9 protein-coding genes are annotated in these 12,473 nt (G+C 63.7%); 3 read left to right on the top strand and 6 right to left on the bottom strand.

The features are described 5' to 3' along the window. Positions 1 to 780 (top strand): phosphomethylpyrimidine synthase ThiC (locus HP499_RS13475; protein WP_172324553.1); only part of this gene is annotated, 780 nt, incomplete at its 5' end. Here HP499_RS13475 and HP499_RS13470 read toward each other — a convergent pair. Further along, on the bottom strand, positions 763 to 1,485 hold the full coding sequence (locus tag HP499_RS13470) for an alpha/beta fold hydrolase (protein WP_172324552.1): 723 nt from the start codon (positions 1,483 to 1,485) through the stop codon (positions 763 to 765). The two genes, HP499_RS13475 and HP499_RS13470, sit on opposite strands and share 18 nt — an antisense overlap. A gap of 65 nt (positions 1,486 to 1,550) precedes the next feature. Further along, positions 1,551 to 3,131 carry a signal recognition particle protein gene (ffh, locus tag HP499_RS13465; RefSeq protein WP_091550278.1) on the bottom strand — a complete coding sequence of 527 codons (1,581 nt, stop codon included), beginning with the start codon at positions 3,129 to 3,131 and terminating at the stop codon, positions 1,551 to 1,553. Between the two features lie 167 nt (positions 3,132 to 3,298). Between ffh and HP499_RS13460 the strand changes: the two genes are divergently transcribed. After that, entirely contained in the window at positions 3,299 to 4,699 is a 1,401-nt protein-coding gene (locus tag HP499_RS13460; protein WP_309138392.1) for a glucose-6-phosphate dehydrogenase, read from the top strand. A 77-nt stretch (positions 4,700 to 4,776) separates the two neighbouring features. Here HP499_RS13460 and HP499_RS13455 read toward each other — a convergent pair whose 3' ends face one another. Both HP499_RS13455 and HP499_RS13450 read right to left on the bottom strand, forming a co-directional pair. Beyond that, the gene (locus tag HP499_RS13455; protein WP_011775128.1) at positions 4,777 to 5,115 is read right to left on the bottom strand and encodes a P-II family nitrogen regulator; all 339 of its coding nucleotides are present in this window, start codon (positions 5,113 to 5,115) and stop codon (positions 4,777 to 4,779) included. Continuing rightward, positions 5,112 to 6,443, bottom strand: a complete 1,332-nt coding sequence (locus HP499_RS13450) for an ammonium transporter (RefSeq protein WP_172324550.1) — start codon at positions 6,441 to 6,443, stop codon at positions 5,112 to 5,114. Before HP499_RS13450 ends, HP499_RS13455 begins: the two co-directional genes overlap by 4 nt. A 260-nt stretch (positions 6,444 to 6,703) precedes the next feature. On the opposite strand from HP499_RS13450, the gene HP499_RS13445 reads away from it, so the two are divergent. Beyond that, positions 6,704 to 7,924 carry an MFS transporter gene (locus HP499_RS13445; RefSeq protein WP_172324549.1) on the top strand — a complete coding sequence of 407 codons (1,221 nt, stop codon included), beginning with the start codon at positions 6,704 to 6,706 and terminating at the stop codon, positions 7,922 to 7,924. Positions 7,925 to 8,002: 78 nt separating this feature from the next. Here the strand turns inward: HP499_RS13445 and ftsY are convergent, their stop codons facing one another. Both ftsY and smc read right to left on the bottom strand, forming a co-directional pair. Then, positions 8,003 to 9,208: a signal recognition particle-docking protein FtsY gene (gene ftsY, locus HP499_RS13440; protein WP_172324548.1), complete on the bottom strand. Its 1,206-nt coding sequence runs from the start codon at positions 9,206 to 9,208 to the stop codon at positions 8,003 to 8,005. Positions 9,209 to 9,228: 20 nt separating this feature from the next. Then, on the bottom strand, positions 9,229 to 12,473 hold a 3,245-nt coding region (gene smc, locus HP499_RS13435; RefSeq protein WP_172324547.1), incomplete at its 5' end, for a chromosome segregation protein SMC.

Here is a 12,473-nt window from a genome sequence, read left to right as displayed (position 1 = left end):
CTGGGCGACGGCCTGCGACCGGGTGCGATCGCCGACGCCAACGATGCCGCCCAGTTTGCCGAATTGGACACCCTGGCCGAGCTGACGCAGCGGGCGTGGGAATTCGATGTCCAGGTGATGGTGGAAGGACCGGGCCATGTGCCGTTCCACCTGGTGAGGGAGAACGTGGAACGGCAGCAGGAACTTTGCAAGGGAGCTCCGTTCTACACCTTGGGACCTTTGGTCACCGATGTAGCCCCTGGCTATGACCACATCACCTCAGCCATCGGTGCCACCGAGATCGCCAGATACGGAACCGCCATGCTCTGTTATGTGACGCCCAAGGAACATTTGGGCCTTCCGAACAAGGATGACGTGAAAACGGGCGTCATCACCTACAAGATCGCAGCACATGCCGCCGACCTCGCCAAGGGCCATCCCGGGGCCCATGAACGCGACGATGCCCTGTCCAAGGCCAGGTTCGAGTTCCGTTGGCGCGACCAGTTTGCCCTCTCACTGGATCCGGAGACGGCGGAAGCGTTCCACGACGAAACGTTGCCGGCAGAACCTGCCAAGACCGCCCATTTCTGCTCCATGTGCGGCCCCAAGTTCTGTTCGATGCGCATCAGCCAGGACATCCGGGACGAATACGGATCAGCGGATGCACAAGCAGCGATCACGGAAATGTACAGCGGCATGCGCGGGAAGAGCCAGGAATTCCTGGCCTCGGGTGGAAAAGTCTATTTGCCGGAACTTCAGGTCCCCACCGCAGTTGAGGCCGGTTCAGGAAGCCTGGACTGACATGGCCCGCCTGACGTCCGCAACAAACGAACGGATAATGTGATCTCCGTCCAGTGAGTCCTGGGGCCGGTGCCCTCCCGCTGCTACCCGGCGGAGGGCGCCGGTCTCCTGGAGATACCCGGCAATTTCCTCGTAGAGGGGTTCCCACCCGCCAGTGAGTACCAAGGTGGGGACGCCGGGGACAATGTGCAGCGGAGCATCCCATGGCGGGGCCTGGAGCCTGAGCCTGCGGGCTGAACGCCGGGCTTCGGGAGAATCCAATCCCCCGGTCTCGGCAGAGAACGCCCGGCGGTAGTACTCACGCTGGTAATCGGCATCGTTGAGCTGGTTGCGGACATCGAACAGCGGCCCCATGAGGGCACGGTGGGATGCGGTGGCTGGAAGCTCGGCAGTCAGGGACAGGCAGGCAGGCTCAACCAGGCTCAGCGAATACACAAGGTCCGGGCGCTCGATAGCTGCAAGCATGGCGGAAATGGCACCTTGCTCGTGCGCAACCACATGGCCGCCGCCCGAATCCGCGAGGGCATTGATGACAATGGCAACGTCAGCGGCGACGCTCGATTCCAATGGTTCGGCAGCGGCGTCGAAGCCGTGCCGGCGCAGGAACAGCGCGTCATAGGCAAGGGCCATGCCGTGCTGTTTCGGCCAGGCAGCAGCACCGAAACTACCCAGGCCGTGAACGAAGACTACGCGCTGCTTATGCATTGGTTCAGCCTATTCCACGGCCCTGACATCCCAACTGCAAACGCGGTTGGGATGCCGGCCACAGCCTATTTGCCGAGGAACTTCTCGAAGCCCTTGGGAAGGTTGAGCGAAGAGGGGTCGAAGTCCGCCGCGCCCTGTCCGAAAGCCGCACCCGACGGCGCTGCCGAGGCTGCGTTCGCCCGCTTGGCTTCGGCATCCCGCAGTTCCTGTGCGGCCTTTGCCGGATTGCCGGAACGAGCCTTCTTCTTGGGCGCATTCTTGCCGCCCTTGCGTCCTCCGCCCGGGCCGCCAAGGCCAGGCATTCCGGGCATCCCCGGCATGCCGCCGCCCTGGGCAAGCTTCTTCATCATCTTCTGGGCCTGGGCAAACCGCTCCAACAGGCCGTTGACCTCGGACACGTGGACGCCGGAACCCTTGGCGATACGGGCACGGCGTGAGCCGTTGATGATCTTGGGAGCTACGCGCTCGTGCGGCGTCATGGACCGGACGATTGCCTCGACACGGTCGATCTCCTTCTCATCGAAGTTCTCCAGCTGCTGACGGATGTTCTGCGCACCCGGCATCATCATGAGCATCTTCTTCATGGAGCCCATGTTGCGGATCTGCTGCATCTGGGCCAGGAAGTCGTCCAGGGTGAAGTCTTCCTGGTCGGCGAACTTCTTCGCCATCCGGGCCGCTTCATCCTTGTCCCACGCCTTCTCAGCCTGTTCGATCAAGGTGAGGACGTCACCCATGTCCAGGATGCGGGAGGCCATGCGATCAGGGTGGAAGAGTTCGAAATCGTCCAGGCCTTCACCGGTGGACGCGAACATGACCGGCTTACCGGTTACCGAGGCCACCGAAAGCGCAGCACCGCCGCGGGCGTCGCCGTCGAGCTTGGACAGCACGATGCCCGTGAAGTTGACGCCTTCATCGAACGCCATCGCCGTGTTGACAGCGTCCTGGCCGATCATGGAGTCAATGACGAAGAGAACTTCGTTGGGGATGATCGCCTGGCGGATGCGGCGGGCCTGATCCATCATTTCGGCATCGACACCGAGGCGGCCGGCGGTGTCAACGATTACGACGTCGTGCAGCTTCTGGCGCGCTTCCTCAACACCGGCCTTCGCGACGGCTACGGGGTCCCCGGCAGGGTGCTCCAGCTCGGAAGTGGCACCGGGGTGCGGAGCGAACACGGGCACGCCCGCGCGCTGGCCAACCACCTGGAGCTGCGTGACTGCATTGGGACGCTGAAGGTCGCAGGCCACGAGCATCGGGCTGTGGCCCTGGGCTTTGAGCCATTTGGACAGCTTGCCGGCGAGGGTGGTCTTACCTGCACCCTGGAGGCCGGCGAGCATGATGATGGTGGGGCCGGTCTTAGCCAGGCGGATACGGCGGGTCTCACCACCAAGGATCTCCACGAGTTCCTCGTTGACGATCTTGACGATCTGCTGGCTCGGGTTCAGGGCACCGGAAACTTCGGCGCCCAATGCGCGCTCGCGCACACGGCCAGTGAACTCACGGACCACGGATACTGCGACGTCCGCGTCCAGCAGGGCGCGGCGGATCTCCCGGACTGTGGCATCAACATCAGCCTCAGTGAGGCGGCCCTTGCCACGAAGGTTCTTGAAGGTTGCTGTCAACCGGTCAGAGAGTGAATTGAACACGCGCCGTGCACTTCTTTCGATGGTCTGCGAATGGCGGCCAATGCGGCACACCACAGTCTTGACGATTGCCCCCAGCAAACATGTCTCAACCCAACAAATCTGAATCGACTAGGGGACTCGACTATCTAGGGTACCAAGTCGGACCTGCAAGATGGCATGCTGGCACAGTGACCAGTAAAACAACTGTAAAAACGTTGCTCATCCTCGGCGCGTCCGGGGACCTGACAGGCCGGCTCCTGCTGCCTGGACTCGCCGGACTGCTGGCTTCCGGCAAGGCACCCGGATTGCGGCTGGCAGGTGCAGGCTCGGATCCCTGGACCCTTGAACAGTGGCGGGAACGGGTTCACGCGGCTTTCACGGCGGCCGCGGGTACAGCCGACGACGACGGCCGGGCGGCTTTGGCAAACGTGGCCGGTGCCACGGAGTACCACCAGCTTGATGTCACGGCAGACGGCCCGCTGGCGGACCTGCTCTCGACCTTGGAGGGGCCGGTTGCCATCTACTTCGCCCTCCCGCCGCACGTCAGCCAGAAGGCCTGCGAGGTACTGCATAAAGATCAATTGCCTCCCGGTACACGCTTGGTCATGGAGAAGCCTTTTGGCTCGGGAACCGAGTCTGCGCACCAACTGAACAAGACGCTGGCCGCCCTGGTCCCCGAAGACCACATCCACCGGGTGGATCACTTCCTGGGGAAGGCCACGGTACTGAACATCCTGGGGCTTCGGTTCGCCAACAGGTTCCTGGAGCCGGTGTGGAACCGCGACCACATCGAAAAAGTGGAAGTCATCTTCGATGAGGACCTCGCCCTTGAGGGCCGTGCCCGCTACTACGACACAGCGGGGGCACTGAGGGACATGGTCCAGAGCCATCTCCTGCACATCATGGCGTTCCTGGCCATCGATGCCCCGGCAACCATTGAAGAGCGCGACCTCCGTGACGCCGTAGCGACCGTCCTGAGGGCCAGCAGCATCAAGGCCCCTTACGCCGGCTCGACACGGCGTGCGCGCTACACAGCGGGAACCCTCGGCGAACGGAAGATACCGGACTATGCCACCGAGGAAGGTGTGGACCCGGCACGAAATACCGAAACACTCGCAGAGGTTCAGGTGGAGATCGAGAACTGGCGGTGGAAGGGCGTCCCGTTCATTTTGCGCTCCGGGAAGGCCATGGGACGCAGGCGAAAAGAAGCCATCATCACCTTCCGCCCCGTGCCCCACTTGCCGCGGGGATTCTCCGGCGTGGACTCCCCCAACCAGCTGCGGATCGGATTCGGTCCTGATGTGCTCCAGCTCGACGTGGACGTCAATGGCCCCGGCGACATCTTCACCCTGGATCGCGCCAGCCTGGTGACTGAACTGAACGCAGCCGGAATGCTGCCGTACGGCGAAGTATTGGAAGGCATCCTCAACGGCGACCCCCTCCTGTCCGTCCGCGGTGATACCGCAGAGGACTGCTGGCGGATCATCGAGCCGGTCGTCCGCGCCTGGGAGAGCGGCAGCGTCCCCTTGGAAGAGTACGACGCCGGCAGCGCGGGGCCGGCGGACTGGCCCACCGGCGTCGTGGAGTAAAGCCGGGACAAAGAGAACAAAACAGCGGGCCGGGTACCTTGACTGGTACCCGGCCCGCTTCATGTGGAGTTGAGGACTTAGATCGCGGCTGCGCCGCGCTCGCCGGTCCTGACCCGTACTGCTTCGTAGACGTCCACGGTCCACACCTTGCCGTCTCCGGCACGGCCTGTATTTGAACTGGCGATGAGGACATCCAGGATGTCATCCGCCTGCTCGTCCGTGGCCAGTACTTCGATGCGGATCTTAGGCAGCAGATCCACGTTGTATTCTGCTCCGCGGTACACCTCCGTGTAGCCGCGCTGCCGTCCGTAGCCGCTGGCTGCACTGACCGTCAGGCCCTGGACCCCGTATGATTCGAGGCCTTCCCGGACTGCTTCAAGCTTTTCGGGACGGACGATCGCTGTGATGAGCTTCATGCCTGGACACTCTCCTTGCCTTCTGCGGGGGCCTTGGCTGCGGCGGGGTCGGACTTTCCTGTCACCGCATTGTGCAGCGGCTGGAAACTGCCACCGTGGCCGTTGACTCCGAACTCGTAGGCCGTCTCAGCGTGGAGGCTGAGATCGACGCCAACGTTCTCCTGCTCCGTGGAAACCCGGAAGCCCATGGTCTTGTGGATGGCGAAGGCGATGATGGCCGTCATGATGGCCGAGAAAGCAATGGCGATGCCGGCCGCTGCGAGCTGTGCCCACATCTGGGTCCAGCCCCCGCCGTAGAAGAGGCCGCCGCCGACTCCGTCAGTGGACTTGGCGATGAAGCCCAATGCCACGGTGCCGATGATGCCGGAGACGAGGTGGACGCCCACAACGTCCAGGGAGTCATCGAAGCCCCAACGGAACTTCAGGCCAACTGCCAGGGCCGAGGCAACACCGGCCACGACACCCAGGCCGAGGGCGCCGATGGGGTCTACGTTTGCACAGGCCGGGGTGATGGCTACCAGACCGGCTACGACACCTGATGCTGCGCCGAGCGAGGTCGGGTGGCCGTCACGAATGCGTTCGGTGATGAGCCAGCCGATCATGGCTGCTGCCGGGGCTGCCAGGGTGTTGATCCAGATAAGGCCTGCCTGCTCGGCGGTGGTTGCTGCGCCGCCGTTGAAACCGAACCAGCCGAACCAGAGGATTGCAGCGCCGAGCATGACGAACGGGATGTTGTGGGGACGGTGGTTCGGGTCCTTGCCGAAGCCGCGGCGGTTGCCGATGATGAGGACCAGGACCAATGCCGCGACGCCTGCGTTGATGTGCACAACGGTGCCGCCGGCGAAGTCGATGGCCGGGCCGAGGGCCTTGCCGATCGCACCTTCAGGCCCGAACAGCCCGCCGCCCCAGACCATGTAGGCCAGCGGGCAGTAAACCAGGGTGACCCAGACCGGAACGAAGATGCTCCAAGCACCAAACTTGGCCCGGTCAGCGATCGCGCCGCTGATGAGGGCAACGGTGATGATGGCGAAAGTGGCTGCGTAGCCGATCTTGATCATGGCGTCCGGAGTGGTTTCAACTCCCATCAGGCCGAAGGAAGCGAACGGGTTGCCCACGATCTCCATGAAGCCTTCGCCGGAGCTCATTGAGGCGCCCCACAGTACCCAGACGACCCCCACGATGCCGATGGAGATGAAGCTCATCATCATCATGTTCAAGGCTGCTTTGGCGCGTGTCATGCCGCCGTAGAAAAATGCCAGACCAGGTGTCATGAACAGCACAAGCGCCGCCGCCACCATGACCCATACGTGACCTGCGGTAAGTTCCATGGTGCACGTTCCTCTCTTGCTAGATCTGCGGTTCAACCGCTGTCCTGACGCCGTTTGCGTCCTGCTTAAGAGTTTTGTGCCGCCGTGTTTCACCTGCTCGGGTTTTATATTGCGCGCCGGTTACAACAACCTCCCCAACGTAAATGGTGCATATCTCCGGTGTTACGGATATGTTTCAGGCGTCGGACTTCTCCGGAAATACCCAACTTTTGACCATCCGGCCTCCATGGCCCTCCACCACCGCTAAGGACCCGCCCCGTATGACCGAGACGCCCAGATCCGTCAAAGCTCCAAGGATCAGGCAGGAGAAAGCACCGTTGCCCCGCGATATTAAGGTGATGTTGGCCGCAGCGTTCCTGATCGCCCTGGGGTTCGGGCTGGTGGCGCCCGTGCTGCCGCAGTTCGCTACCACCTTCGACGTCGGCGCTACCGCCGCCGCGGTGATCGTGAGCATCTTCGCGTTCATGCGCCTGGTGTTTGCTCCGGCGGGTGGCGCCTTGATCGGCCGCTTTGGAGAACGCAACGTCTACGTGTCCGGTTTGCTGATTGTGGCCGTGTCCACGGCGGCGTGCGCGTTTGCCCAGGATTACTGGCAACTGCTGATCTTCCGGGGCCTCGGCGGTGCCGGCTCGGTGATGTTCACTGTTGCCGCCATGGGATTGCTGATTCGCCTTGCACCTCCCGAACGGCGCGGGCGGGTGTCCGGCGCTTACGCCTCTGCCTTCCTGATCGGCAGCGTGCTGGGTCCGGTAGTGGGCGGCCTCCTGGCCGGTTTCGGTCTCCGGGTACCTTTCCTGGCGTACGCAGGAGCACTTCTCATAGCCGCATTGGTGGTCCGTACCATGCTGAGCGGCGAGGGCAATGCCGCCGAAGACGCTGCTCCGGCACCGGCCATGACCCTGAAGGAAGCCCTCTCGGACTCGGCCTACCGCGCTGCGGTCTTCTCGAGTTTCGGCAACGGCTGGGTGACGTTCGGCGTCCGCATGGCCACCATTCCCCTGTTTGCCGTGGCTGTCCTGCAATCCGCACCTGAGACGGCTGCGTGGGCTTTGGCCATCTTTGCCGTGGGTAATGCCTTGGCGTTGACCTTTTCCGGACGTTTGGCCGATGCCTGGGGGCGGAAGCCGCTGCTGATCCCGGGGCTGGTCATCACGGCTGTGTCTACAGGCTTCATCGGCCTGACCACGGACCTGACGGGCTTCCTCATCGCTTCAGCCGTTGCCGGGTTCGGGTCCGGCTTGTTGGGTCCTGCCCAGCAAGCCGCAGTCGCTGACGTCATTGGCAGGGGACGTTCCGGTGGCAAGGTACTGGCAGTCTTCCAGATGGCGGCGGACACGGGCGCCATCATCGGCCCGGTTGTAGCCGGCCTGATCGCCGACCGCCTCGGCTATGGTTGGGCATTCGGCATCACCGGAGGCGTGCTCCTCCTCACCGCCGTGGCGTGGCTGCCGGCCCGGGAACCCCTTAAACCCAAAAACTGACCGACGGCAGTGGTGCTCCCGGGTGTCAGGACCACCACTGCTGCCGGCCAGCCGGATACGGGTGCGGGTGCGGGTGCGCTAGTTGAGCAGCGCGTCCACGAAGCTTTCGGCGTCGAACGGTGCAAGGTCATCCGGGCCTTCGCCCAAGCCAATGAGCTTCACCGGGACACCCAGCGACTTCTGGATGGCCACCACAATGCCGCCCTTGGCGGTTCCATCCAACTTGGTCAGCACGATGCCGGTGATGTTCACCACTTCGGCGAACACCCGTGCCTGGTTGAGGCCGTTCTGTCCTGTGGTGGCGTCCAGGACCAGCAGGACCTCGTCCACCTCAGCCAGTTTCTCAATGACGCGCTTAACTTTGCCGAGCTCATCCATCAGGCCGGTCTTGTTCTGGAGGCGTCCTGCGGTATCCACCATGACAACATCGACTTCCTGGTCGATCCCGGCTTTCACGGCTTCGTAGGCCACGGAGGCGGGGTCGGCGCCGTCGATGTCGGACTTGACGGTGGGAACTCCAACACGCTGTCCCCAGGTGGCCAACTGCTCGGCGGCCGCAGCGCGGAAGGTGTCGGCTGCGCCCAGCAGGACGTCCTTGTCTTCGGCAACCAGCACACGTGCCAGCTTGCCCACGGTGGTGGTCTTGCCGACGCCGTTCACGCCAACAACCAGCACGACGGCGGGACGGTCGCCCTTGCGCTCAACGTTCAGGGAACGGTCCATGCCGGGATCCACCAGCTTGATGAGCTCCTCACGCAGCATCGCCTTGACATCTTCAGGGCTGCGGGTGCCCAGAACCTTGACGCGTTCGCGCAGGGCATCGACCAACTGCATGGTGGGTTCGGTGCCAAGATCGGCCAGGAGGAGCGTCTCTTCAACCTCGTCCCAAACGTTTTCATCGATCTTGTCGCCCGACAAGAGAGCCAGGAGGCCCTTGCCCAGAATGTTATTGGACTTGATCAGGCGGGCGCGAAGGCGGGTAAGCCTGCCTTCCACCGGCGCGGGAGTGTCAATCGCGATGGTTTCGAGCCCGGCCGCGTCATCCGGGACATCGGTATCCTCGACGGTTCCATCGAAAGTGGGAGCCGGGGACTTCACCGCGTCCGGGCGGTCTTCCACCAGGGTTCCGCCGCCCGCTGCCGGCGACTGCAGGGGGTCATTGGCATCCCGGGTTCCAGGGTACTTCGCCCCGGACTTCCGGGCCTTCAAAAGAACCGGTACGAGTCCGCCGACCACCACGAGGGCAGCGAGAATGGACAGAATTATGGGTAGGAAATCGTTCACTCCCCTACCTTCTCATAAAGCTACGCCCCGGCACCGAGCCTCTGGCTGATGACGGTGGAGACACCGTCGCCACGCATGGTCACACCGTACAAGGCGTCGGCCACTTCCATGGTGCGCTTCTGGTGTGTGATAACGATCAGCTGGCTGGACTCACGCAATTCCTCGAAGATGGTGATGAGCCGGCCCAGATTGGTGTCGTCCAGTGCAGCTTCCACCTCGTCCATGACGTAGAACGGCGATGGGCGGGCCTTGAAAATTGCTACCAGGAGTGCCACGGCCGTGAGGGAACGTTCACCGCCGGACAGCAAAGAGAGCCTCTTGATCTTCTTGCCTGCAGGCCTGGCCTCCACTTCGATGCCCGTGGTCAGCATGTCATCGGGATCCGTGAGTACCAACTTGCCTTCGCCGCCGGGGAAAAGCCGGGCAAAGACGTGATCGAACTGGGCCGACGTGTCGGCAAACGCTTCGGCGAAGACCTGCTGGACCCGGGCGTCCACCTCTTTGATGATGTCCAGGAGGTCTTTGCGGCTGGATTTGAGGTCTTCGAGCTGGGAGCTCAGGAATTGATGCCGTTCCTCCAAGGCGGCGAACTCCTCCAGCGCCAGAGGGTTCACTTTGCCCAATGCGGCCAGCTCCCGCTCAGCCTTTTTAAGCCTCTTTTCCTGCTCCGCCCGGACGAACGGAGTGCCTTCAATGATCGCTTCGCCATGCTCGTCCACGGGAGCCCTGAGTTCAGCCCACTTGTCGGCGGTGGCTCCGGCAGGCACTGGAACCGGGAGATGGGGGCCATAATCGGCAACGAGTTGTTCGGCCGAGAGTCCCAGTTCCTCAATGGAACGTGTTTCGAGCGCCTCGATTCGAAGGCGCTGCTGGGTCCGTGCCATCTCGTCCCGGTGCACGGAATCCGTCAGCTCAGCCAGTTCCCGGGCGAGCGCCTCGTTGCCGGACCGGACCTGAGTCAGTTCCGTCTCCAGCCGCCCCCGCGTCTGCTCTGCAAGATCGCGTTGCCGGCTTGCAAGCTCCACGGAGACGTCAATAAAGAGGAGCGCCTGCTCTACCGCTGACGCCACAGCCGCCGCACGCTGCGCCTGGGCACGGCGTCGTTGCGCCCTGCGGGCTGCCTCTTCACGGGCACGCCGTTCCGTTGCAGCTGCCCGTTCAAGGGACGCGGCCCGGTTGCTGATGGCTCCCAGTTGCTCTTCCGCGGTCCTGAGAGCCAGCCGGGCTTCTGTTTCCAAGGAACGGGCAATCCGTGCCTGGGCGGCGAGTTCGTCGCGCTGATCCGTGGATGGTTCCTCGTCCGGGGCCTCCTGTGCGGCGGCAAGCCGTTCCGCGGCAACTTCAAGGTCCAGTTGGGCTTCGGCGATGTTTGCTTCTGCCTTCGCCATGGAAGCGGCGAGCCGATCGCTTTCGCCCACGGCGCTGCGGAGGACGGAATTAAGATGGCCCAGGCGCTCGGCCACGGCCGCCAGACGGGCATCGGACTCATGCAGACGCTCCAAGGCAGCATCGGCCCGGTCCTGCGCTTCGGCGCGGCGGGACTGGGCGTTGGCCAGGGCGAAGCGGCCACGCTCCAAACGGGCGGTGACCTCCTGGAGGCGGGCACCGGCGTCGTCCACTGCTGCCTGGACCTCCAGCAGGGACGGAGCCGTGGAGGAACCGCCGGTGACGGTCAAGGCCGTGAAAACGTCGCCCTCACGCGTGACCGCCTTCAGGTCCGGGTGTTCCTTGACCAGTACTGCTGCGGACGTGAGATCATCGACGACGACGGTCCCCACCAACAAGGCCAACGCACCTTGGGCTGCGGGATCGGAAATTTTCACGACGTCTGAAGCCCAGCGGCTGGAGGCGGGAAGCGACAGCCCCGCGGGAGCTTCGGCACCGCCGGCAACGTCGCCGGCCAGGAGCAAGGCCGCGCGCCCGGCGTCGTCGTCTTTCAATGACGTGATGGCCGCCCGTGCGTTGTCAGCGCTATCAACCACCAAGGCGTCAGAGGCATTTCCCAGAGCAGCAGCGACGGCGGCCTCGAACCCCGGCTCAACAGCCACCAGCGCAGCCAAGGGCCCCAGGATGCCCTCTGCCGAAAGCAGGGCGCCGGAACCGTCCTTGCGGTTGAGGCCCAGTTGAAGGGCGTCCCGGCGCGCCGTCAAGGCATCCCTCTCGCGGACAGCTTCCCGCTCCGCGGCCTTCAGTTCCTCGATTTCGGCAAGGACGGCGTCCAGGACATCATTGGCATTTTCATAGTCGGCGTCCAAGCTCTCTTCGCCGTCCTCCACACCTGCCACTTGGGATTCAAGTGCAGTGAACTCGCTCTGGGCCTTCCGGCGACGCTCATCGCCGGATGCGAGGGATTCCCTGAGCCGGCCCCGTTCAGCTTCGGCAGCCTCGGCCCTGGACCTGGCAGCGGCCACCTGGCCCGCAAGCCTGGCCAGGCCTTCCCTGCGGTCGGCTGCGGCGCGCAACATGGCCGTCAGCCTTTTGTCCTCAGCGGCTGCCAGCGATTCAGCGGAGTCCTTGGCTACGGTGGCTTCAAGAAGCGCGGCTTGCTTGGCCAGGATGTCATGCTGCAGTGCAGACTCTTCTTCGCGGACCCGGGCCGCCTGGCGTTCCAGCTGTTCCGGATCCCTGCCTGTCTCACCCGCAGCCTCCGAGGACCCCAGGAGCCTGCGGCGTTCAGAAGCCAGGGAGCCCAGGGATCGTAGCCGCTCCCGGCCGGCGGAGAGCTGGTACCAGTGATCGCGCGCGGCATTGAGCTTCGGGGTTGCTTCGGCAGCCTGCTGTTCCAGGGCAGCCTGACGCCGGCGCCCGGTTCCCAGTTCCGCTTCCACCACTTGGCGTCGTTCTTTCAAGGCGGCTTCGTCGGCAACATCCTTCTCAAGGCTGGACGTGAGCTGTACCAGGTCATCGGCAAGGAGGCGGGCCCTGGCGTCCCGGACATCGAACTGGACCGTCTGGGCGCGGCGGGCGATTTCGGCCTGTTTGCCCAACGGAGTGAGTTGTCGCCTAATTTCGGCGGTGAGGTCTCCGAGCCTTGCCAGGTTGGCCTGCATGGCTTCGAGCTTGCGGACAGTTTTTTCCTTGCGCCGGCGATGTTTGAGGATGCCCGCGGCTTCCTCAATGAAGCCACGACGATCTTCCGGTGTTGCGTGCAGGACCCGGTCCAGTTGCCCCTGGCCCACAATGACATGCATTTCCCGGCCCAGGCCGGAATCGGACAGAAGCTCCTGAATATCGAGGAGCCGGCACGGCGCACCATTGATGGCGT

Origin of the sequence: Paenarthrobacter sp. CM16 (assembly GCF_013179505.1) — a bacterium.
Classification (GTDB): Bacteria; Actinomycetota; Actinomycetes; order Actinomycetales; family Micrococcaceae; genus Arthrobacter.
This window is presented reverse-complemented; position numbering and strand designations above follow the sequence as displayed.

Bases quoted from the DNA above. Each gene is read 5' to 3' on its own strand.
- HP499_RS13450 (WP_172324550.1), bottom strand. From the start codon at position 6,443: ATGGAACTTACCGCAGGTCACGTATGGGTCATGGTGGCGGCGGCGCTT.
- HP499_RS13470 (WP_172324552.1), bottom strand. From the start codon at position 1,485: ATGCATAAGCAGCGCGTAGTCTTCGTTCACGGCCTGGGTAGTTTCGGT.
- HP499_RS13445 (WP_172324549.1), top strand. From the start codon at position 6,704: ATGACCGAGACGCCCAGATCCGTCAAAGCTCCAAGGATCAGGCAGGAG.
- HP499_RS13455 (WP_011775128.1), bottom strand. From the start codon at position 5,115: ATGAAGCTCATCACAGCGATCGTCCGTCCCGAAAAGCTTGAAGCAGTC.